This is a genomic window from Paenibacillus sp. UNC451MF (genome assembly GCF_000686845.1).
Classification (GTDB): Bacteria; Bacillota; Bacilli; order Paenibacillales; family NBRC-103111; genus Paenibacillus_S.
Map to the genome: position 1 here is coordinate 45,928 of NZ_KK366024.1, position 22,498 is coordinate 68,425.

The window sequence follows — 22,498 nt, forward strand, 5'->3', positions numbered from 1 at the left end:
AGTTGCATGTCAATGGAGTATAAACCAATCGACGTGATTGGCGTCCCGTTTGATCTCGGAGCGGGCTGCAGAGGATGCCGCATGGGCCCGGATGCCTTGCGATGCGCAGAGCTGGTACAGCATCTTCGTCAAAGTGGTCGAAACGTTGAAGATACGGGGGATATCATCTTATCGAAGACTCGAACGATTGAACCAGAGATGGGAAGTCATAAAGCTAAATATTTAAAAGATATCGTAAGGATGAACCGTCGCTTGTACCGCAAGGTTGCTGCATCGGTAGAAAATGGACGAATTCCGCTTGTTGTTGGTGGTGACCACTGTATTGCTATCGGTAGTATTGCCGGAGCAGCAAAGCATAAACGGATCGGAGTCATTTGGTTTGATGCCCATGGAGACCTGAACACGGTTCATACTAGTCCGTCGGGTAATGTGCACGGCATGTCACTGGCAGCAGCTCTAGGCTACGGTCATCCAGCATTAACTAGAATAGGAGGCAATCATTCAAAAGTGCTTCCTGAAGATGTCGTTCTTATAGGAACTCGCTCACTTGATCCTGGAGAGGAGGAACTCATCCGTCGTACCGGGATTCAGCTGTTTTCTGCGCGTGATATTAATCAGCTCGGAATACAGGAGGTGGTTAAACGAGCTCTAACCTTGGTTTCTGAACAGACGGAGGGCGTCCATTTAAGCTTGGATGTGGATGGATTAGATCCGTCCGATGCCCCGGGAGTTGGCACACCCGTCTCCGGAGGAATCCGGCTTCGGGAAGCGCAGATGGCAATGAGACAAATTGCTGAGTCCGGAGCTCTACTAAGCACAGATTTTGTTGAAGTTAACCCTGCACTGGATTTGCGTAACCGTACTGCTCACGCGGCTGTTGAGCTGATATGCAGCTTGCTTGGGGTAGAAAGGGAAAGTATCGAATAAACCGTTAAGCCTATTTATCAGCTTTTTATCAGTTATCTGGTGTCCTAATCCTTTCCATATTAGAGTATAATTCAACTGACTAATAGCTCATTTGGAAGCTGGGAGGGATAGAGATGTCAAGTCAGCTGCACGAATCTGTACACTCGGTTATGGAAGACTATTGCAATCTTTTGCACGAAGAGCTGCCCGATCGGGTATATGGGGTTTACTTATACGGATCGACCGCACTAGGACATCACAATCGCCAACGCAGCGATATCGACTTTTTTACTGTGCTGCACAGGTTGGATGATGAATCATTAATACGAATTCAAACGGTTCATGAACGGTTGCTTAAACTGAATCGTTGTGGTCATAAGCTGGAGGGGGAATATGCGCAGCTACATCACATTCCCAAAGCACAACGGTCTTTGTGGTACCGTTATACTTCGGAGGGAAAGTATCAATGGGAGGAAATGAGTAACCACATAACCTGGTACCAGCTGAAGCATCATGGCTTAACGATATATGGACATGATGTTTCCACGTTACCGATTGAAGTTGACAGGAACGATATCGTAGACATTACCAAACGGAATATCAACGGTTATTGGGCAAAGCAGGCTCAGCGAGATCCTGAAGCATTCGATGGCTCAAAAGCAGATGTGATGGTAGAATTCGGAGTTTTATCTCTATGTCGCATATGCGTGACGTTGGAGACGGGGGACATGGTGACGAAGGAAGCGGCCGCTAAAGCGATGCTTGCAAAGCTGCCGATGCAGTGGCATCCTATAGTGAATGAAGCAATGCGAGTTAGGGAGTGCAAGGGAGAATCGCTCATGTACTCGCCCCGTGAGTTAATCGTAGAGACACAAGCCTTTATCCGGTATATGTCCGAAAGATGTTTATCCTATATGAAGTAACCCTGTAGGGTCGTCTCGAGCTCGAGGCGGCTTTTGTTGTCTGTAGAGCTGTTTAAAATCACTTAATTTCAAAAAAAGGTTGATCTTTTACAAAAGCATGGTATTATAGATATTCTCTGGAAAAATAACCCTATTGTGAGGTGGATTGTATTTTTCGTGAATCATGGCAGCGATTACGCGAAGCGAGCTTATTTTTGTCAGTGGCCGATGCTCGACCGGTTAAGGTAAAGCCAACCGCAGACTTCGTTAACTTTTTACTTATGCCTGCACAGCTATTATTGCTCAAATGGGTAGTAGATCTACTAACTGGCTGGAATGACGGATTGATACAGCAAGACTTGATAATCGCCGGCATAGGTCTCGCTATCGTTATGATACTCCAGGCTATAATTGGTCGTACCTCTCTCTTGGCACATAATCGATTGAATGAAATCGGCACCTATGAAGTTGAAAGGGCTGTCCTTGAAAAAAATGCCAAGCTAAGCTTAACCCTTCTCGAAACACCATCGATAAAAGATCTCCGTACCCGCGCATTTCGCGCCTCACCTGAAATTCTGTTTCTGAATAGCTACAGTTACTTTTTCCAAGCAGTGCAAACGGTTCTGCTGCTCCTTATCCTTGTATGGTTCGGACAGTGGATCTTCGCTCTATTATTTCTTTTTACTTTGCCGATACAGCTTCCTTTGCGTTCTTATGCAGCACGTAGAGCAGAACTGCTCGAGCAGGAGCAAACTCCACAACGCAGGCGTGCGCATTATATTGCCCAATTGATGACCTCCAGAAATCCAGCGAAAGAAATACGGCTTCTTGATTTGGGAAGTTATTTTCAAATGTATTGGATGCGTTTGCATAACCAAAATGCTGAAGAAATGGTAAAGCGTAAAATAAAAGAACAACAGCTTCTAGTCCCGTCGGACCTGTTGGTCACCTTACTCAGTGCTTTGATGACTGCTATCGTACTACTCGTGGCCGCTACCCACGGAAATTCACCAGGAGAGATTACCTTGCTGCTGCAAATCGCCATCATGCTAGGAGGGTTGTGGCCTGGTCTGCTGGATTTACATACGAGCTTGAAGCAGCAAGGGGCACGATGGGATGAGATGCGCAGGTTTTTGCAGCTTGAGGAGGATGCTACGTACATCCCTACACTAGTGGACGATAAGTCAAAGGGTTCTATACCAACAACGAGTCATATGACTGCCGAAGCAGTGTTGGTGAGGCAGCTGACATTCACCTACGAGGGTAGAGCAAACCCGTCACTTCAGGAGGTATCCTTCTATATTGAAGCTGGGGAGAAAATCGCGATTGTAGGAGAAAATGGCTCCGGAAAATCTACTCTTGTTAAGCTGCTCATGGGTTTGTATAGTCCCGGTTATGGAAGTGTGGAGTGGTATTCCAAGGATGGAGCTCCGTTAACTGCGACCGAAGCAGCATGCTCCTTCACAGCCGTGTTGCAGGACTTCACTAAGATGAACTTGCTTGTACGAGAACAAATTGCCTTAGGAAGCATAGATCGGCTGTATGATGATCAAGCGCTGTTAACCGCGCAAAAGCACGCTAATGCTCATCCTTGGGGGTTAAATCTAGACGACCGAATAGGTCCGGAATTTGGAGGTCTAGAGCTGTCAGGAGGACAGTGGCAGTCATTAGCTGCCGCAAGGGGGTATGTCAGAAAGGGAAGTGTGCTGTTTTTTGATGAGCCGACGTCAGCTCTAGATCCGCAGGCCGAAAAAACGGCAATTATGGATTTTTTACGCATAGCAGGAGATCGCACGTCCTTCCTTGTTACCCATCGTTTGGGGGCGGCGCGTATGGCAGACCGCATATTGGTGCTTCAAAATGGCCGATTGGTTGAACAAGGAACCCACCGCCAACTTATGGCGGCACGAGGAGAATACGAGCGACTGTACCGGCTGCAAGCATCCTGGTATGTATAGCTTAGCCGAGAGGTGGTGTTCTGTTGGATAGAGAATGGAAACATACAAGAACGGATTTGCTGCGACTACTTTATTACATATGGAAGCAAATGCCTGTGCTGACTAGCGTATGGCTCACCGTTCCTATGGGAATCGGGATGCTCGTTATCCCATTAATGCTGTCACAAAAGCATATGATTGATTCGGCGGTTCATGGAATCGTAAATGGTTCTTCCTCCATCTCTCAGATGATGCCGGCACTTCTTCTGTTTGTTGGTACCATGGTATTGCAAGTGATGGCCGAATCCTTAAGGAAAATCCTGGACGAAGCGATGAACCAGCGCGCTTATGCTTATGTGCAGTCTGAAATCTTTAAAATTTCGACGACCGTTTCCCTAGAGCGATTCGAGCATACTGAGTTCTATGACCGGCTTCATCGGGCTCAATCGGCTGCAGGCCAAGATTTGATCGGCATACTGCGAAATGGGGTCGATACGATTCAAAGGCTTGCAACATTAATGGCTATGGCTATTGTCGTAGCACAAGGCTACTGGTTATTAGGCTGGATCCTGCTTGTAATGAACGGAACGTCACTATACTTTCGAATGAAAATAGAACTTTCTAAGCGAAAATTAGATAAGCAATTAACGACGGATGGCCGTATGTCACAGTACTTGATGAATCAACTCACGGACTCCAGGACTTTAAAAGAAACGAAGCTGTTTGACTCGACAGGGTATTTGATTCGTCAGTGGAGTACCAATACGTTAGGACAGCGTTCCCGCAGATTTGCTATGAGCCGTAAGGAGAACAAGCTGGGCTTCTGGATTTCCCTCCTTCATATTGCAGGTGCTTTCGGATCTATTGCTGTGTTGGTGCTGTTTAGGGGGCAGGGAGGGCTGACACCAGGCATCGTTGCTGTAGTATTCCAGACTGTGCTCCAATCGCAAGGAACTTCGCTAAAGCTTTCCTGGCCTTTAAGCAAGCTGGTACTTCAGGCAGGTAAAGCGGAGGATCTTCTCACTTTCTTGAAAGAACATATTGACGAACCCAACACGAAACTGAAGGCTGAAGATTTAGGATCGATCAAGGATATTACTTTCGAAAAAGTAGGCTACTCTTATCCGAATTCTAGTAAGCCCGTCCTTCAAGATATGAATGTGACGATTAGGGCGGGAGAAACGATCGCTCTTGTTGGGGACAACGGATCGGGGAAATCTACTTTTATCAAGCTGCTGCTTGGGTTATATGAACCGACTGAAGGGCAAATTAGCTGGAATGGTAAAAATTTATCAGCAATGGGCGAGCATCATAAAGCACTATGGAGTCGTGTCAGCGCAGTGTTTCAAGATCATGAACCTTATTCATTCACTCTTCGGGAAAATGTAGCCATGGGAAACCTATCTCGTGAGCCTGAGGAGCACGGGATTCGAAGTGCCTTAGAAGCAAGTGGTATCCAAAAGCTCGCAGAGCAGTCTGGAGAAGGATTGGATGTACCTCTCGGCCAATTGAGTGAGGGCGGGCTCGAGCTGTCTGGGGGGCAATGGCAGAGGCTTGCCATAGCAAGAGCCATGTACAGGCATGGAGAGCTGATCGTGCTCGACGAGCCGACAGCTGCCATTGATCCGGCAAGCGAAGTGGAGTTGTTCGAGCAGTTCCGCCGTTTGCGTCAAGGGAAAACAGCTCTATTCGTTTCTCATCGACTTGGTTGGGCTCGTTATGCAGATCGCATACTTGTAATAGATCAAGGGAGATTAATAGAGGATGGCACGCACGATCAGCTTATGTCGCTTGACGGCAAATATGCGGCTTTTTACAAGGAACAAGCACAGTGGTATCAAAACAGTGATTTACTTGGAAGTTAGGGAGGCAACTTATGTTTAGTCACATCCAAAACGCCGTAGAGGCATTCGGTCTTAATATTCAGGATATAAAACCTGTTCCCGATTCATTCAGCTCAGAAGTAGCACAAGTCATTCTGCATAACGGTGGATCGGTTTACATAAAAATTCCGTACAACCAGAGCAAGCTGTACCGCGAATATGCAATGCTGAACAGACTTATGAAGCATCACCTTCCAGTGCCTCATGTTCTTGATCTATGGGAGGGGGATGAACAATGTAGCGGGGCATTATTACTGGAGGCATTGAAAGGAAGTCCTCTTACAGAGACTGATGATGTGAAGCTAGCCTACGAGATAGGTACACTGCACGCGCAGCTGCATTCCGTCCCAATGCCGGGGTATGGCGAGGATAGTCGGGATGGGTATCATTATTTGGACCATGAGAATTGGAGAGAATACATCCGCAGTCAGTTTGAGAAATGCAAAGAGCCGTGTAGTGAGCTCCTCCCTGCGGGATTGTTCGAGGCGTGCTTGAATCATTTTGATTCCGTGTTCTCCAAGCTGCCTGAACCGGATGGTCCTTGTGCCATCCATATGGATTTCAGGCCTGGGAATCTGCTGGTGGATCAATCACGCTTGGTAGGAATTATTGACTTCGAGAGCTCTAGGGGCGGGTCATCCGAATGCGATTTTACGAAAATCGACCGGTATTTATGGAAAAATAGACATCCTATGAAACAAGCATATATCGAAGGATACTCCGGTATTCGTCCTATGATCGATATCGACTTGGTACTGCCTTTTTATTCGTTTTACGATTCCTTCAGCACGGTCGTTTGGTGCAGAAAAAGAGGATTGGAGAAGAACAGACGATTCTATGAGGAAAGTGTCAACGTCCTTTGTCATCAGACAGGGTGGAAAGCTTAATCTGAAAGGAAGGTGTAGTTATGTTTTTTGTTAATTCGAGAGCTATTATTGAGAGAAATCAAGGTACTGGGACGGAGATCGTCATTCAAATTCGAAACAAACCCGGCGAACCGCAGCGTTGGGAGCTTCCGGGAGGGCGGATAGAGCCCTATGAATCTTTAATCAGGGCTTTGCGGAGAGAGGTTAAAGAAGAAACAGGGCTGACCGTCGTTGAAATAGAAGGAGAAAGTACCTATGTGGATACTAGTAATATGAATCCGGATTTTGTTGTGGAGTGTATTCGCCCATTTGCCGCCTATCAGACTGTGGTAGGGTCCATAGATTCAGTAGGATATTATTTCCGTTGCAAGGCCGAAGGAGAGCTGCTTGACCAAGGAGATGATACACTCAGCATACGGTGGATTAGTGTGGAGGAGCTGAGGCAATCATTTGCTGAGGATCCGTTACAATTTTCTAATGTTGACCGTGCCGGTATTTTGTATTATTTGAAGAACGGTATAGAGTAAGCTGTGCCGATATGATTTGGAAGCCAGGAATGTCATATATTTGCTCAAAAAAGAAGAGGAGCATTGGCTCCTCAGACTGTATAGAAACCCACGTTTTTTTAAAATGTTGGGTTTCTTTCTGTATTTAGGGGCTGTTTTGAGAAGGTCGGATGGGAGGTGAAACCCATGGAGCTGTTTAGCATTGACACTCACCCATATTACTACCTAAGCATAGCTCAATATACGGTCTGCGATATACAAGCCACGAAGAGACAGTGTCGCGATAGTGGTAAAGAATAATTATTAAACTATCACGATAATAGAACGAATTTAATTAAACTGATATCAATTTTAGATTGAAATCATCGAAAACCGATTCTGTTTCTTTTGCACCTTCCTCCATAAAATGGAAATGTATTCAATACAACCTTAAAGGAGTGCAGGCGAATGAGGGAGCAATTGTCGTGGAAGGTCGGAGGACAACAGGGACAAGGGATGGAGAGTACGGACAAAGTGTTTTCCAGCGCTTTGGCGCGATTAGGGTATTATTTGTATAGCTATCGTCATTTTTCCTCTCGCATATTAGGAGGGCATGCGAACAATAACATTCGCATCAGCACCAGGCCAATCAGATCCGTAGCCGATCATTTGGATGTCCTAGTAGCACTCGACCAAGAGAGCATTGATGTAAATGCTATGGAGTTAAAGAGCGGAGGGATCGTTATTGCTGACGAGATATGGAAGCCCGTCCTTCCAAACGGTGTGGATGCCTGTCTATTGCCGATACCAATTACCGCTATTGCCCAAGAAGCAGGCTCCACTCTCTTTAAAAATATGGCAGCATCTGGCGCTTCATGGGCTCTTTTAGGACTGCCGATGACGTTGTTTTTCGATGCAATCGCGCGTCAATTCGCTGTGAAAGGGGAGATGGTAATACAAAAAAACATGGAGGCTGCTGCCAAAGGAGCAGAGTGTGCGCTGGCGCTCACAGGAGGACCATTATCTGACTTCCAGATTGCATCACCAGACGGGAGAGAAAAGCTGTTCCTTATTGGTAATGATGCTATAGGGATGGGTGCGATTGCTGCAGGCTGCCGCTTCATGCCAGCTTATCCGATCACACCTGCAACGGAGATCATGGAATACATGATGAAGCATTTGCCAGCCTACGGCGGTACTGTCATTCAAACTGAAGATGAAATCGCTGCCATCACGATGGCTATAGGGGCAAACTATGGAGGAGTCCGGGCTTTTACAGCTTCTGCCGGACCAGGATTATCTCTTATGATGGAGGGGATTGGCCTTGCCGGCATGACGGAAACCCCTGTAGTCATTGTGGATACGCAGCGTGGAGGACCCAGTACAGGGCTACCCACCAAGCAGGAGCAAAGTGATGTGTTGGCGATGATCCACGGAACGCACGGGGAAATTCCCAAAATTGTCCTTGCTCCGAGTACAGTAGAGGAGTGCTTCTATGATACGGTTGAAGCTTTTAATCTGGCTGAGAGGTATCAGTGTCCGGTGATCGTGCTGACAGATCTCCAGCTATCCATGGGAAAGCAAACTTCCGAGAGATTTGATTATTCGCGGATAGTCGTCGATAGAGGGAGCTGGTTTGCCGATACCAAGGAGAGCTCGGTCTTTTTGCCAGAGGATGAACATAAAGAGTTTCGACGTTATGAAATGACTACGGATGGAATCTCTCCGAGGGCTATGCCTGGGATGAAGCACAGCATTCATCATGTCACTGGGGTTGAGCATGATGAACACGGACGTGCCTCAGAGAGTGCGACTAATAGAAAGCAGATGATGGAAAAACGGATGCGCAAGCTACTTCACATGACCACCGACAATCCTCTAGCAGTGGACACCCCTCATTCTGATCCTGATTTGCTTTTAATCGGAATGGGCTCTACAAGGGGAGTCATGGATGAAGCCAGAATAAGAATGGAAGCGGAGGGGATCCGTTCGAACCGAATAACGGTGAGGCAGCTGCATCCTTTCCCAGTGGAATCTCTTCGCCCTTTACTTTTAACTGCTACTACGATTGTTATAATCGAACACAATGCAACGGGTCAGTTGGCTTCTTTAATTCGTCTTCATTTCGGCAGTGAAATGAATGGGATCAAATCGTTGTTGAAATATGACGGAACTGCCTTTTTGCCGAACGAAGTAACTTCTTTTTGTAGAAGTACCGTTATGGAAAGCACGACTTTAAAGGATGTAAAAATATAGACGACAGTGCTATCATGGAAATAAGGTGGCAGGAAAATGAAGTGTCCTTTTATTCAATTTGATAATGGAGTGGAGAATATGTCACAAAATAAGCAGCCTAATATATTGTTTTTAATGAGTGATGAACATAGATGGGATGTGTCCGGCTTTGCCGGGAACCCTGTCATTCGAACACCTCACTTGGATCGTTTGGCGGAAGATGGGGTTGTGTTCGACAACGCGTATACCCCGTCACCTGTATGTGTCCCGGCGAGACAAAGCATGATGGCAGGACAATTTCCACGAACATGCCAATGCGAAAAGTACGGACAGGATTTGGCACCGGGCTATATGACTTTCGCCAGAAAGCTTGCAGAGCATGGATACGAAACGGTCGTAAGCGGAAAGCTGCATCATATGGGGACAGATCAAATGCAAGGCTGGACGGCAAGAATCAGTGGTGATATGCAAATTGACGCACGCTTTTTAAGCGAAGGAGCCCGGAAGTCAAGAAGAACACTTGGGAATGTGAAGTGGTCCGAAGCCAAAGAAATCGCGCGTGCAGGAGTAGGTCGTGGACCTGTTATCTTGCATGATGAATATGCGGTAGAAGGGGCGATTCGTTTTATAGAAAATTACTTTATGAATCCTTACTATGACCGGGAACAGACACATCCGCTTCTTCTTAAGGTGAGCCTGCTTCAGCCGCACTATCCGTATTTTACGAGCGAGGACAAGTTTACTTACTATTTGAACCGGGTACAGCCCTATGTCAATGAACCGGTCTTCGATCATCCATTCCTAAGTCAACGTCAGGTTCGGACAGGGACAGATGCATCGGAGCGTGAGATTCGAAGGGCTACCGCCGCGTATTATGGCATGATAGAAACGATAGACAGCATGTATGGACGAGTAATGGATGCCTTGGAACATGCAGGCCAAGACTTGGACGAATGGATTATCGTCTATACAAGCGACCACGGCGAGATGCTCGGTCAGCATGGTATATGGGAGAAGCAAAAGTTTTTTGAAGCCAGTGCGCGTGTTCCGTTAATTATTCGATATCCGAAAAGGTTCAAGGAAGGACGCAGAGTAGAGGCGAACGTCAATTTATGCGATTTATTTGCAACGTTGTGCGATTTGACTGGAACCCCGGCAGCAGATGGGCTGGATAGCCGTAGTGTGGTGCCGTTGATGGAGGGAAATGATCGGGAATGGGAGAATGAATCTGTTTCCCAATTCAATGGAACTAACCTAATGATTAAGCACGGACATTTGAAATACCAATATTATGGGGAGAATATGCCAGAGGTTTTATTCGATCTCGAACGGAATCCCGAGGAGACCATCAATTACATGAATTCCCCTGAATATGCAGAGCAGATCAAGCAATTTCGAACAAGAAGGAGAGAGCTGGACTTTGGGGTGAATTAACAGTTCAGCTGTTGAAACAGCATCAGGTATGAGTGAGAAAGGACCTCGTACTTGTCCTGTGATATACTGGGAACAGCCCATTCATCTAACCTAGAAGGAGCAGTTATAGCAATGGATAACGATCTTGTCAAAAAGTTGAGGATGCAAAGTGGACAGCGCGTTCTTATTATGAATGCTCCAGATGGCTTTATCGAACGGGTGACCCCACTACCCGATCAAGCTAAGTTGGATCAGCAACCGTCGGGGGAGTATGATTTTGTTCAACTGTTCATTACTAGCGTGGACGAGCTTAATGCTCTAGGGCCTGATGCGATCAAGGCGGTTAAGCAGGATGGGCTTTTATGGATCTCATACCCGAAAAAAAGCTCAAAAATTAAAACCGATCTGAATAGAGATTCGGGTTGGGATATCATAAATGAAGCCGGATTCGAGGGAATAGCTCTGATTTCTATTGATGCTACTTGGTCTGCGATGCGATTCCGTCCGGCGGATTTAGTGCGCAGCACGAGTTCACGCAGAGAGCACCGGAGCATTAAGACGGAGTCCTCAGAGCCCAGAGAACGGATTGTTGAAGTGCCAGAGTATTTTCAAATCCTCTTGGACGGCAAACCGGAAGTAAAATCGTTCTTTGACGGATTATCTTATACGCACCGTAAGGAATATGTTCGCTGGATTACGGAAGCGAAGCGGGAGGAAACCCGTTCCAGCCGGATTGAAAAATCCTTGGAGAAGCTTGCAGCGGGGATCAAATCACCATTCATCAAGCCTTAATAATTACAACAAAAGCTCTTCGTCCGAGAATTAGTGCATCGGAGGAAGGGCTTTTAACTATAGCTGGATAAGGGAGCGAGATTAACTATGAATTCGAAGTTACAAGCTGGATCATTCATTAACGGGAAAGAGATGTTTGGAAATGGCAGAGCGGTCCACGATGTTCGGAGTCCATATGACGGTGCAATCATCGGGACGATGGAATATGCATCACTTGAGGATGTCGTGAATGCCATTGCAGCGGCAGAGCGGGTATTTCACTCAACGATGAAAATATTGCCGGCTTATCGTCGAGCTGAGATTTTAAGCAAAGCTTCGGATTTGTTAGAGGAACGAGTAGAAGACTATGCTCTCATGCTTGCTCGTGAAGCTGGTAAGCCTATCCGTGACGGACGTGCGGAAGTGGGCCGCGCGGTTCAATTGCTCCGATTCGCCTCGGATGAAGCAAAGACGATGCATGGAGAGCTAGTGCCAATGGATGCGGCCATAGGGGGCGAGAATCGATTAGGGATGGTCCGCCGTTACCCGATCGGCGTTGTGGCCGCAATTACTCCTTTCAATTTTCCGCTGAATCTGGTTCTTCACAAGCTAGCTCCTGCTATTGCGGCAAGCAATACTGTCGTGTTGAAGGAGAAAACGCCATTCTCTGCTATTATGCTAGCCAAATTGTTCCACGAGGCGGGATTGCCAGCCGGTGCTCTAAATGTTATTCAGGGCAGAGGCGAGGAGCTTGTGCCTACATTAGTTACAAATTCGTTCATACGTAAAGTGACGTTTACTGGCAGTGCATCTGTAGGATTAAGCATTAAGCAGATGGCAGGACTTAAGAGGGTGACACTGGAGCTCGGCTCTAATACTCCCAATCTTATATTTGAAGACGGCAATTTGAATAAGGCGGCACAAAGCCTGGTCAAGGGAGCGTTCGCTTTCTCCGGTCAAGTGTGCATATCCGCTCAACGCATTTATATTCATCGTTCCGTTTACCAGTCATTTTTGGATAGTTACATTCCTCAAGTGAATCAGCTTGTGCTGGGAGATCCGCTGCATGAAGAAACGGACCTCGGACCCATGATTACAGAGGAAGCAGCCATTCGCGCGGAGCAGTGGATCAAGGAAGCGCAGTCTCAGGGAGCAATCGTTATTACTGGAGGTAAGAGAAGCGGTACGATGCTGGAGCCGACGGTTTTAATCGATGTAACACCTGAAATGAAGGTGGTCTGTAAAGAAATATTCGCTCCAGTCGTTAGTATTATTCCATTTGATACGGAAGAGGAAGTGGTCCGGTTAGCTAACGCGTCAGACTATGGTTTGCAGGCGGGAGTGTTCACAGATAATATTAACCGCGCACTGCGTATAGCGGATCAATTGGAGACAGGTGGCGTGTGGATTAACGAAATATCAACCTACCGGCAGGATAATCAGCCGTATGGCGGCGTCAAATTAAGTGGTACAGGCAAGGAAGGTGTTCGATATGCAGTGGAAGAAATGACGGAAATGAAATTTATCGGTATCCACTATTCCTAATAGTTTAGGGTGGGGAGCACTAGTAAATAAATGTAAATGAAAGAGAAGTCATTGACGGACCCGTCCTACCGTAATAAGATAACATTAACGCTTTAAAGCTTTCTCACTATACATAGGAGGGTCAAATTATGAAATCAGCAAAGCTTCTTTCCCTGCTCGTTGCCGTGCCTTTAATTTTTGCGGCAGGCTGTGGTTCCAAAGCTCCTGCACCAGCTAATGACAACGCTGGAGGAGCATCAACACCTAGTAAAAAGGTGGTTAAAATCGGGATTAGCCAAATCGTCGAGCATCCGTCTTTGAATGCTACTCGCGAAGGTTTCGTTGCCGCGTTGAAGGATGCAGGCTATGTCGACAAAGATACTATGCAGATTGATTATCAAAACGCACAAGGCGATTCAACGACAAATTTAACCATTGCTCAAAAATTCGCAGCGGACAAAAAGGATCTTGTCCTAGCAATCGCTACTCCATCGGCTCAAGCCGTAGTTCAAAATGTGAAGGACGCTCCCGTATTATTCGCAGCGATTACTGATCCGGTAGGCGCAAAGCTGGTTAAAGCATTGGACAAGCCGGGCGGTAACGTAACCGGTGCGGCGGATACAAATCCTGAATCGATTACAAAGCTGATGGATTTAATCGCTTCTGATTTCCCTAAAGTAAAAACGGTCGGCGTTGTCATTAACGAAGGTGAGCCGAACGCGGTTGTTATGCTGAAAACAGCAGAAGCTCAGCTTGCAAAGCACAACATCAAGGTTGTTAAAGCGGCTGTAGCAAACAGCTCTGAAGTCAAGCAAGCTGCCGAGTCTTTGGTTGGTCGCGTTGACGCGTTCTATACCACTTTGGATAACACCGTTATCAGTGCGGTTGAGTCCATTATTAAAATTGCCAATGAGAAAAAGATTCCATTGTTCTCTGCTGACCGTGATACGGTTGAAAAAGGCGCAGTGGCTACTTACGGCTTCAAATACTACGACCATGGATATCAAGCAGGTAAAATGGCTGTAGAAATTTTGAAAAACGGCGCGAAACCGGGCGATATGAAAGTTACCTTCCCGGACAAGCTGGATTTGATCATTAACCAAGCAGCAGCTAAGCAGCAAGGTGTAGAAATTACAGATGCTATCAAGAGTAAAATGCAAGATAAAAACAACTTGTTGAACGGTACTGCGAAATAATTACGCATTTAGAGTGACCTTCGCTGTTTTATTTGCAAGGTCGCTCTTCATTCTTTTATGGAGGCTGGAAATATGGATGCTTTCTGGAGTTCGGTTGAACTCGGTTTAATTTATGCTATCATGGCTCTGGGAGTATATATTACGTTCCGGATATTGGACTTTCCCGATTTGACGGTGGATGGAAGCTTTACTACGGGTGGTGCAATAGCTTCAGTCATGATTGCGAGTGGATCATCGCCGCTATTGGCGACAATCCTAGCTATTATCGGAGGCATCCTTGCTGGTGCTTGCACCGGTTTGCTGCATACCAAAGCCAAAATAAACTCTTTGCTTGCAGGGATATTGATGATGATCGCTTTGTACTCGATCAATCTTCGCATCATGGGCAAGTCCAACATTCCGCTCCTAGGTGAGGATACACTGCTTACCAATATCAATGTGCTTTATGTCATGCCTTTCGTTGTAATCATTGTAAAGCTTGCCCTCGACTGGTTCCTTCATACTGACCTTGGTTTGTCATTGCGGGCGACAGGCGATAATCAACGGATGATTCGAAGCTTTGGCGTCAATACGGATTCAACCATTATCGTCGGTGTCAGCTTGTCGAATGGACTCGTGGCTTTAGCCGGCGCTCTGGTAGCTCAATACTCGGCCTTTGCTGAAATAACAATGGGCGTAGGGATGATCGTTATCGGACTGGCGTCCGTTATTATCGGGGAAGCTTTGTTCGGTGCCCGTACAGTTATTTGGGCGACATTGTCGGTTGTTCTTGGCGCCGTGTTGTATCGTCTGATTGTTGCGTTTGCACTTCGCGTAGGTTTGGAAGCGACGGACATGAAATTAATGACGGCACTGATCGTAATAGTAGCGCTATCTCTGCCTATGATTCGTAAGAAATTTAAGGAAAAGGCACTGATTCGGAAACGGACCAGCCAGCTGGAGGGAGAGTGACGATCATGCTAAATCTGGAACAAGTATCGAAGCTGTTTAATCCAGGCACCCCGGATGAAAAGGTCGCTCTATCCGGCATTCAGCTGAGTATGAAGGAAGGCGACTTCGTAACGGTCATTGGAAGTAACGGTGCAGGTAAATCGACGTTGATGAACATCATATCCGGTGTCATGATACCGGATAGAGGTAAAGTCAAAATTGCAGGTCAATCTGTGGAAAATGTACCTGAGCACAAGCGTGCCAAGTGGATCGGCCGGGTTTTCCAGGACCCAATGGCCGGGACTGCTCCCAAGATGACCATTCAAGAAAATATGGCGATTGCTTATGCCAGAAATAAAACAAGAGGTCTTGGCTTTGGTGTCACCTCCAAGAAAAAGGCAATGTTCGCAGAAGAGTTGAGTCGTTTGGGGCTTAATCTAGAGAACCGGATGAATGCTAAAGTCGGTCTGTTATCCGGTGGTGAACGCCAAGCGCTCAGTTTGCTGATGGCTACCTTCACGGAGCCGCGCATTTTGCTGTTAGATGAGCATACGGCTGCGTTGGATCCATCCCGGGCAGAGTTGATCACAAAATTGACGCAGCAAATAGTGCAGGAGATGCATTTAACCACTCTTATGGTCACCCATAACATGGAACAAGCGATTCGTCTTGGCAACCGTTTGATTATGATGGACAAAGGGAAAATCATTCTGGACGTGCCGGAAGAAGAGAAAAAAGGATTGACGGTCGAACGTCTGCTTAGAGAATTCGAACGTATCCGCGGCGAAAAATTCGTTGACGACCGTGTCGTCTTAGGATAAGGTGTTATACTAAAGTAAAAAGCGTACAAACTGATCTTGCTGGATCAGTTTGTACGCTTTTTTTGTGCTCAAGACTAGCTGTTCAGATAGCCCGAGCGATATTTAGCAGGAGAAATGCCGGTATGCTGCCTAAATACTCTCAAAAAATAGTTGTAGTCGGTAAACCCAACCTGAGAGACGATTTCTTTAAGAGGCTTATCCGAATTGTATAAGAGAGCTTTGGCACGCTCAATTTTGATTCGGTTCGCATATTGCAACGGCGTCATACCGGTATGCTTCTTCAAGCATTTGGACAAATAGTCGATATGAAAATTAAATCGCTTTGACAGATCATCCAGCCGGAAAGGTGTATCGCTGGTCATATACAAGTAGTTGATGATCTGCTCACTAAGCTTTTGGCTGCGTGAATTGGTTTGGGCTCTTAGGTTTTTTTGCAGGACAACGAAAAATTGACTCAGCAGGGCTTGCAGCGGCAGTTGGTTTTCTAATGAAAAGCGATTTTTCAAGATAAGCATTTGATCCAAAATTGGAAACAGCTTCGCCATCTCGATGTGTCCGAATTTGGGTAGATACATCATCTGTTTGCTCGGCTCCAAGTCCCGATAAGTAGGAGTGGGGGATACAGCAGTCCATTGTACGTCATCTGCTGAGACGGTGCGAAGCGGTGGAGCATGCATCAAATGCAAGTAATAGACCTCGGTTCCTTCCGGGGAAGGAAGGTGCCCCCAATGCTTTCGGAACGGTTCTAGCACCAGCAGCTCGTTCTCGTTAATTTCATAGGACACATTTTCTTCCGTCATATAAAAAGCGCCTTTTTTCACTATAATGATATCGTACAACGGAAAGCTTCTCTCATAATGAAGAGATCCTTTGGCCGGTTTAGAGAAGCCGACGGTCATTAAGTGGGGCATCGGCGGAAATTGCAGCTCCAGACAGTCCATTAGTCATCACCTTAGTAGTATAAAATGAAAGCGTATAATATTGCGTATGCTATTTAATTCTACCCCTATAGGACCAATAAAATCAATATGTATAACGTCATCGTCGTAAAAAGAAAACACTGATTTTGTGCTTATATAGATCGGGATTTTCTATAGGCGTGTAAAAGGTTCATGTGATTAAATGAAAATGATCATTGTCTTTATTGGATCATTGCTTTCATATCGATGAATAGGTGGGTGGAGTTATTGACGAAATTTTCAAAGTTGTGGCTGACATCGTTACTAATCTTATCTTTCGCATCCGGATGCAGCTCCACTAACACAGCGCCGGTTGATAAGGGTAAGGGAGAGGAGGCGATCAAGACCGATCCCGCAACGATAAAAATGGCCGTCAGCAATAATATGTTCACCGAGGAAGATTTTGCGAAATATGTTTCGGAACCGGTGAAGAAGAAGTATCCTCATATTACTGTGGAACGGATCAACACATCGGAAAAAGGAAGCAGTATGACTGATCTTATCGCGGCAGGGACAGTACCGGATATTGTAGGCTACTACCCGGGCAATTTATCCAATATTAATGATTTGAACCTTACATTCAATATAGAGGATCTGATTAAAAAGCATCGTTTCGATACAAGCCGTATTGCTCCAGAAGTAATGGAGACGGTCAAAATCGCGAGCAACCAAAGCTATATCGTTGGGTTTGCCGCATACCATAATCCGTTCGGACTCTTTTACAATAAAGATGTGTTTGACCGAATGGGCATACCTTATCCGAAAGATAACATGACTTGGGATGATTTGAAGGAATTGTCCGTGAAGATCACTCGGGTTGACAATGGTATCCAATATCGTGGGCTTTATCCTGATTTTTTATACAGAGGAGCCCGTCAGTTGGCTTTGCCGTATGCTGATTTTCAAACCAACAAGTCCCTCTTGAATACCGATCCGTGGAAAGACTTGTTTCAGCTCTGGTCCAGTATGTACGAGATTTCGGGTATGACGGCGGGAGATTACAAAATGCTCAATTACGGCAAAAATGAGCAAGCCTTCATTAAAGGCGAATTGGCCATGCTTGCAGGCTACAGCAATACGCTGAATGCGCTAAAGAAGGCTCCCGATGTCAAATGGGATGTTGTTACCTATCCTTCGAATAAAAAAGCTCCTGGTGTAGCACACCGTGTGGATAGTCCCGTACTTGCCATTACGTCGCAAAGCCCTAATAAGGACGCTGCATTCCAGGTGCTCGAAACGATTCTGAGCGATGAGGTTCAGACCGATATGGTACGCAATGGAAGAATGACTGTTCTGAACTCCCAGAAGGTGAAGGACGAATTTGGCAAAGGCATTCCTGAATTTAATGGAAAGAATTTGATTGCGCTGACTAAACCGAAAATGGCGATCATTTCGCAGATTAAGTACTTGAATGAAGGCGAAGTCGACAAAATTACGAACAATGCTTTTCAATCCGTTATCAATAAAGAAAAAGATATTAATACTGCATTGCGGGAAGCCGATGAACTGTTAAACAAACATATTGAGACACAGCTGAAGAATATAAAATAGATAGTAAAGGGAGAGAGTCATATGTCTTTAACATTTGATAATTTAAACGAAAAGCTTCAACCAGCACCATTAAACGGCGGTTTCCGTATGGAGGGCTATTGGGTATGGTGTGGTTCCGTGGTAAAAGGAGAAGACGGACGATTCCACATGTTTGCTTCCCGCTGGCCGCAAACGCTGCCTATGCATCCAGGCTGGATTATGGGATCCGAAATTGTACGTGCAGTTTCCGATACGCCGGAAGGACCTTATGAATTCCAAGAGGTTGTATTGCCTGCAAGAGGTGCCCAATATTGGGATGGACGCAGCACGCATAACCCTCATATTACGAAATGCGGAGATACGTATTTGTTGTACTATATGGGTTCGACGCATCCGCTGCCTGAGCCGGTTCCAGGTGAACAAATCGGTCTCGACGATCCTCGCTGCATCGTGGGCCGCGCAAATAAACGGGTAGGGATGGCTGTATCGAAAAGCGTCTTTGGTCCATGGGAACGTCCGGATGAGCCGCTTCTTCCGACTCGTCCAGGCAGGTTCGACAGCTTCTTGACCTCGAATCCTGCACCATGCGTCCATAAAGACGGTTCTGTACTGCTGGTTTATAAAGCGAGACGTTACGAAGGAAATGTTCACGGGAAAATGACGATTGGCGTTGCTTATGCCGATCATTTCAGTGGGCCTTACAAGCGCAGCCTGGATGAGCCTCTATTCTCTCCTGAGAAATTCCATATTGAAGATCCATTTATATGGAAGACAGATTCCGGCTATGAATTGATTGCCAAAGACATGGACGGAAATATTGGTGGAGAGAAGCATGGGGGTGTTCATGCATTCTCCAAAGACGGTAAAGAGTGGGCTTTTTGTGAAAAACCAAAGGCGTACTCAAGAACAATCACTTGGGAGGACGGTACCGTACAAACGATGGGCAGCTTGGAAAGACCGTTCTTACTTTTCCAGGATGGCAAGCCTACTCACTTGTTCGCGGCTGTGGCCAACGGACCTGGAGGTTTTCAACAAGCGACGAAAACGTGGAATATGTGCATCCCTATTGGGGACTAAAAGATGTATACGAAAGCAGTTGGACGTAAGAGTCCGACTGCTTTTTTTTTTGCATGCAAATATTAAAGTAATTTTTGAAAGCTAGTAGGAATAGGATGTGCTGACTCGAATTTAATATATGAAAGCGTGAACATTGAGATTTAATGTGTATGAGGAGGGACACCTAATGTCGTACCATACAGTCATGATGAAGCCGCACGATAATGTTGCTATCGCCCTATCTAATATTCCTGAGGGGACAGAGTTAAACGTAAGCTGCCAGGACCAGACGTTAAAGGTCCAGCTGCTTGAAGCCATTGAGTTTGGTCACAAGTTTGCGGTAAAACCGATTGAAGCCGGAGGAGACATTCTCAAATATGGAGAAGTGATCGGCGCTGCTACTAGGGCTATTCAAGCCGGTGAGCATGTACATGTTCATAATCTGGAAGGAAAACGGGGAAGAGGGGATCAGCATGTCGCAATCTAGTGTACACTCAAGAACGATTTGGGGATACCGCAGAACGGATGGAAGGGTGGGTGTGCGCAACCATGTGCTAATATTGCCCACTATCGTATGTGCTACACAGACCGCACAAAGGGTGACGGAGTTAGTCCAAGGGACAGTCACTTTTATTCACCAGCATGGGTGCGCTCAAGTCGGAGTTGACTATGAGCAAACCTTCAGGACCTACGTCGGGATGGCAGCCAACCCTAATGTTTATGGCGTTATAGTTCTGGGTCTCGGCTGTGAGACACATCAGGCACGCAGCGTTGCTTCAGAAGTTCGCAAGACTGGAAAGCCTGTGGAGGTCATCTCCATTCAAGACCATGGAGGTACACTATTTACAGTTGCAGAAGCAGCGAGGGCAGCTGCTAAGATGGTGCAGGAGGCTTCCAGAGAACGCAGGGTGGAATGTGACTTTGCAGAATTGATTGTCGGGACCGAGTGTGGAGGATCAGATGCTTGTTCTGGATTGTCAGCTAATCCGGCAGTAGGCGTATGCAGCGATAAGATCGTGGATCATGGGGGCACTTCGATTCTCGCGGAAACGACAGAGTTGATCGGAGCAGAGCATTTATTAGCCCGAAGAGCGGTGAATGATCACGTCGCCAAACGGGTGTACCAAGTCATTGAAGCGATGGAGAAGAGAGCTTTCTCGATGAATGTGGATATCCGTACAGGGAATCCAAGCCCAGGCAACATTAAAGGGGGTCTAAGCTCCCTGGAAGAGAAGTCGTTAGGAGCTTCTAACAAGTCGGGAACGAGACCATTACAGGAGCTTATTGATTATGCTGAGAGGCCAAGCCAGCGGGGGTTGGTGTGGATGGACACACCGGGTCACGACATTGAGCAGCTGACTGGCATGGTTGCAGGTGGCTCGCAAATCGTATTGTTCACGACAGGGAGAGGCACGCCGACAGGCTCCCCGATTGCTCCGGTCATTAAAATTGCAACCAATACGTCTATTTTTGAAAAAATGAACGATAACATCGACTTGAATGCGGGTACGATTATCGAAGGAACAGAAACGATTGAATCGGTAGGTGATCGTATTTTTGAAGAAATTATCGAGGTTTGCTCAGGCAAGCTGACCAAATCGGAAATATTGAAGCAGCATGATTTCGGTATTTGGCGCATCGGTCCAACCTTTTAGTTTATTATATAGCTCCGGTATCCGCTGTTTGGATGCCGGAGTTTGTGATTTGCATCAGTGGCAGGACTTAAGTCGGGGATGAAGCCAGTCTGCAGACGGTTCATAGAATTGGCGCAACAACGTAAACTAGGGGAAGCTTACTTCAAAGCAAATCCATTTACTGCGGGTGCTTATTTCTATGATTGAATCTTACTTATTTCCTATCCGATATGCGCTGCTGACATTCCCCGTTGTCGCATTTTTCTTCACGCTGCCATTCCTGATCATCCAATATAGGGTGTACGGTTACGTCAATGGATATCGGGGTTTTGTGTTATATTCCTTCTTATTATACTTATTGACTGCGTATTATTTGGTCATTCTCCCACTTCCCGATACGATCCATACGTGTACAGCGTCTGGCGATACGTACACGCAGTGGATGCCTTTTCGATTTGTTGAAGATTTTTTGAAGGAAACGAATGTCCGGTATGGTGACCCGACGACCTATTTGGGTATCATTAGGGAAAGAGCTTTTCTTCAAGTCCTATTCAATGTATTGCTGCTTGTGCCTTTCGGCTTTGTGCTCCGTTACTATTTCCGCTTCAGGTGGTTGCTTACCAGCGCCGCGGCGTTCGGGTTGTCAATGTTTTTTGAAATAACACAATGGACTGGGTTGTACGGTATCTATGATTGTCCTTACCGATTGTTTGATGTGGATGATTTGATGCTGAATACAATAGGGGGAGCACTAGGGGGCGCTATTGCTGTACTGCTGTCCAGAATATTGCCAAGTCTTGATCAACTGGATGACAATGTAGATTTAAAAGCCATGCGGGTCAGCTTTGTGCGCCGGTTTATTGCTTTCCAGATGGACTGGGTCCTTCTTGTTCCTTTTGCCTTGTTTTTATTGTTCATTGGAGAACCGATATATTTCGCCGCGCTTGTATTCTCTTACTTTATTGTACTGCCTTACCTTACCAATGGCTTTACTGCAGGTAAATATTTCGTTCGTATTCGTCTGCGCGGTCGCGGAGACGACATCAAGTTCAACGAGCTGCTGATACGGTATGGGTTGCTCTATTTTGTTATTGGCGGTGCTCATGGCTTGATTGCATTTGCCGTAATTCACCAGCTTGAACCGTTGCTCCTGATTCCACTTTTGCTGGCTTTGGTTGGGATGGATATCATGTTCGCCGTTCATTTGCTGATCCGGGTGTACCAACGGGAAAAAGGATTGTTCTATGAAACTAAGAGCGGTACCTATCACGAGATAAATAAAGTTAAATAAACGAGCCTAGGTGTGTAGATGCCTGGGCTTGTTTTTTTGTTGAAAAAAGAAGGGAATTAATGGATGACAAAAATAATAAACTTTAATGGTGTTTAAACATTAAATTGTATAGAATCTATTGTTTTTCTGTACTAGAATGAAGCTAGAATTGCTATTCTA

Annotated in this window: 19 protein-coding genes; 18 read left to right on the top strand and 1 reads right to left on the bottom strand. The window is 46.1% G+C overall.

What is annotated here, in order from left to right; all coding sequences use genetic code 11:
* Positions 1–6 precede the first annotated feature (6 nt).
* The 13 genes from rocF to BP97_RS0131255 all read left to right on the top strand — a co-directional run bounded on the left by rocF (position 7) and on the right by BP97_RS0131255 (position 15,869).
* Complete coding sequence (gene rocF / locus BP97_RS0131190; RefSeq protein ID WP_231506519.1) at positions 7–927, top strand: arginase; 921 nt, start codon at positions 7–9, stop codon at positions 925–927.
* A gap of 113 nt (positions 928–1,040) precedes the next feature.
* A complete protein-coding gene (locus BP97_RS0131195) occupies positions 1,041–1,829 on the top strand; it encodes an aminoglycoside adenylyltransferase domain-containing protein (protein WP_028552591.1) in 789 nt (262 codons plus the stop codon).
* Positions 1,830–2,029: 200 nt separating this feature from the next.
* Complete coding sequence (locus BP97_RS0131200) at positions 2,030–3,766, top strand: ATP-binding cassette domain-containing protein (protein ID WP_231506529.1); 1,737 nt, start codon at positions 2,030–2,032, stop codon at positions 3,764–3,766.
* 23 nt (positions 3,767–3,789) lie between these two features.
* Positions 3,790–5,610 (top strand): ABC transporter ATP-binding protein, encoded by a 1,821-nt coding sequence (locus BP97_RS38110; protein ID WP_051621084.1) that lies wholly within the window; start codon positions 3,790–3,792, stop codon positions 5,608–5,610.
* 11 nt (positions 5,611–5,621) lie between these two features.
* Positions 5,622–6,515, top strand: a complete 894-nt coding sequence (locus BP97_RS0131210; RefSeq protein WP_028552593.1) for a phosphotransferase family protein — start codon at positions 5,622–5,624, stop codon at positions 6,513–6,515.
* 20 nt (positions 6,516–6,535) lie between these two features.
* Positions 6,536–7,021 carry an NUDIX domain-containing protein gene (locus BP97_RS0131215; RefSeq protein WP_028552594.1) on the top strand — a complete coding sequence of 162 codons (486 nt, stop codon included), beginning with the start codon at positions 6,536–6,538 and terminating at the stop codon, positions 7,019–7,021.
* Positions 7,022–7,447: 426 nt separating this feature from the next.
* Positions 7,448–9,235, top strand: a complete 1,788-nt coding sequence (locus BP97_RS0131225) for a 2-oxoacid:acceptor oxidoreductase subunit alpha (RefSeq protein WP_036746892.1) — start codon at positions 7,448–7,450, stop codon at positions 9,233–9,235.
* Positions 9,236–9,271: 36 nt separating this feature from the next.
* On the top strand, positions 9,272–10,648 hold the full coding sequence (locus tag BP97_RS0131230; RefSeq protein ID WP_028552596.1) for a sulfatase-like hydrolase/transferase: 1,377 nt from the start codon (positions 9,272–9,274) through the stop codon (positions 10,646–10,648).
* Between the two features lie 111 nt (positions 10,649–10,759).
* The gene (locus tag BP97_RS38115) at positions 10,760–11,419 is read left to right on the top strand and encodes a YdeI/OmpD-associated family protein (protein WP_036746893.1); all 660 of its coding nucleotides are present in this window, start codon (positions 10,760–10,762) and stop codon (positions 11,417–11,419) included.
* A gap of 87 nt (positions 11,420–11,506) precedes the next feature.
* Positions 11,507–12,943, top strand: a complete 1,437-nt coding sequence (locus tag BP97_RS0131240; RefSeq protein ID WP_028552597.1) for an aldehyde dehydrogenase family protein — start codon at positions 11,507–11,509, stop codon at positions 12,941–12,943.
* Positions 12,944–13,071: 128 nt separating this feature from the next.
* Entirely contained in the window at positions 13,072–14,118 is a 1,047-nt protein-coding gene (locus BP97_RS0131245) for an ABC transporter substrate-binding protein (RefSeq protein ID WP_028552598.1), read from the top strand.
* Between the two features lie 72 nt (positions 14,119–14,190).
* Positions 14,191–15,069 (top strand): ABC transporter permease, encoded by an 879-nt coding sequence (locus BP97_RS0131250; protein WP_028552599.1) that lies wholly within the window; start codon positions 14,191–14,193, stop codon positions 15,067–15,069.
* Positions 15,070–15,074: 5 nt separating this feature from the next.
* Complete coding sequence (locus tag BP97_RS0131255; protein WP_028552600.1) at positions 15,075–15,869, top strand: ABC transporter ATP-binding protein; 795 nt, start codon at positions 15,075–15,077, stop codon at positions 15,867–15,869.
* A 74-nt stretch (positions 15,870–15,943) separates the two neighbouring features.
* Here BP97_RS0131255 and BP97_RS0131260 read toward each other — a convergent pair whose 3' ends face one another.
* Entirely contained in the window at positions 15,944–16,810 is an 867-nt protein-coding gene (locus BP97_RS0131260; protein WP_028552601.1) for a helix-turn-helix domain-containing protein, read from the bottom strand.
* A 246-nt stretch (positions 16,811–17,056) separates the two neighbouring features.
* Between BP97_RS0131260 and BP97_RS0131270 the strand changes: the two genes are divergently transcribed.
* From BP97_RS0131270 to BP97_RS0131290, 5 genes are all read left to right on the top strand, one after another.
* Positions 17,057–18,379 (top strand): ABC transporter substrate-binding protein, encoded by a 1,323-nt coding sequence (locus tag BP97_RS0131270; protein WP_036746894.1) that lies wholly within the window; start codon positions 17,057–17,059, stop codon positions 18,377–18,379.
* Positions 18,380–18,400: 21 nt separating this feature from the next.
* The gene (locus BP97_RS0131275) at positions 18,401–19,435 is read left to right on the top strand and encodes a glycoside hydrolase family protein (protein WP_028552604.1); all 1,035 of its coding nucleotides are present in this window, start codon (positions 18,401–18,403) and stop codon (positions 19,433–19,435) included.
* 166 nt (positions 19,436–19,601) lie between these two features.
* Positions 19,602–19,901: a UxaA family hydrolase gene (locus tag BP97_RS0131280; protein ID WP_028552605.1), complete on the top strand. Its 300-nt coding sequence runs from the start codon at positions 19,602–19,604 to the stop codon at positions 19,899–19,901.
* Complete coding sequence (locus BP97_RS0131285) at positions 19,888–21,069, top strand: UxaA family hydrolase (protein WP_036746896.1); 1,182 nt, start codon at positions 19,888–19,890, stop codon at positions 21,067–21,069. Before BP97_RS0131280 ends, BP97_RS0131285 begins: the two co-directional genes overlap by 14 nt.
* Positions 21,070–21,247: 178 nt before the next feature.
* Entirely contained in the window at positions 21,248–22,339 is a 1,092-nt protein-coding gene (locus BP97_RS0131290; protein WP_028552607.1) for a VanZ family protein, read from the top strand.
* Positions 22,340–22,498: the final 159 nt, after the last annotated feature.

What these genes read in the sequence shown, in the direction of transcription:
- BP97_RS0131280 (WP_028552605.1), top strand. Translation starts at nt 19,602, where the DNA reads ATGTCGTACCATACAGTCATGATGAAGCCGCACGATAATGTTGCTATC.
- BP97_RS0131225 (WP_036746892.1), top strand. Translation starts at nt 7,448, where the DNA reads ATGAGGGAGCAATTGTCGTGGAAGGTCGGAGGACAACAGGGACAAGGG.
- rocF (WP_231506519.1), top strand. Translation starts at nt 7, where the DNA reads ATGTCAATGGAGTATAAACCAATCGACGTGATTGGCGTCCCGTTTGAT.
- BP97_RS0131195 (WP_028552591.1), top strand. Translation starts at nt 1,041, where the DNA reads ATGTCAAGTCAGCTGCACGAATCTGTACACTCGGTTATGGAAGACTAT.
- BP97_RS0131230 (WP_028552596.1), top strand. Translation starts at nt 9,272, where the DNA reads ATGAAGTGTCCTTTTATTCAATTTGATAATGGAGTGGAGAATATGTCA.
- BP97_RS0131215 (WP_028552594.1), top strand. Translation starts at nt 6,536, where the DNA reads ATGTTTTTTGTTAATTCGAGAGCTATTATTGAGAGAAATCAAGGTACT.
- BP97_RS0131255 (WP_028552600.1), top strand. Translation starts at nt 15,075, where the DNA reads ATGCTAAATCTGGAACAAGTATCGAAGCTGTTTAATCCAGGCACCCCG.
- BP97_RS0131260 (WP_028552601.1), bottom strand. Translation starts at nt 16,810, where the DNA reads ATGGACTGTCTGGAGCTGCAATTTCCGCCGATGCCCCACTTAATGACC.
- BP97_RS38115 (WP_036746893.1), top strand. Translation starts at nt 10,760, where the DNA reads ATGGATAACGATCTTGTCAAAAAGTTGAGGATGCAAAGTGGACAGCGC.
- BP97_RS0131245 (WP_028552598.1), top strand. Translation starts at nt 13,072, where the DNA reads ATGAAATCAGCAAAGCTTCTTTCCCTGCTCGTTGCCGTGCCTTTAATT.
- BP97_RS0131275 (WP_028552604.1), top strand. Translation starts at nt 18,401, where the DNA reads ATGTCTTTAACATTTGATAATTTAAACGAAAAGCTTCAACCAGCACCA.
- BP97_RS0131285 (WP_036746896.1), top strand. Translation starts at nt 19,888, where the DNA reads ATGTCGCAATCTAGTGTACACTCAAGAACGATTTGGGGATACCGCAGA.
- BP97_RS0131250 (WP_028552599.1), top strand. Translation starts at nt 14,191, where the DNA reads ATGGATGCTTTCTGGAGTTCGGTTGAACTCGGTTTAATTTATGCTATC.
- BP97_RS0131210 (WP_028552593.1), top strand. Translation starts at nt 5,622, where the DNA reads ATGTTTAGTCACATCCAAAACGCCGTAGAGGCATTCGGTCTTAATATT.
- BP97_RS0131240 (WP_028552597.1), top strand. Translation starts at nt 11,507, where the DNA reads ATGAATTCGAAGTTACAAGCTGGATCATTCATTAACGGGAAAGAGATG.
- BP97_RS0131290 (WP_028552607.1), top strand. Translation starts at nt 21,248, where the DNA reads ATGATTGAATCTTACTTATTTCCTATCCGATATGCGCTGCTGACATTC.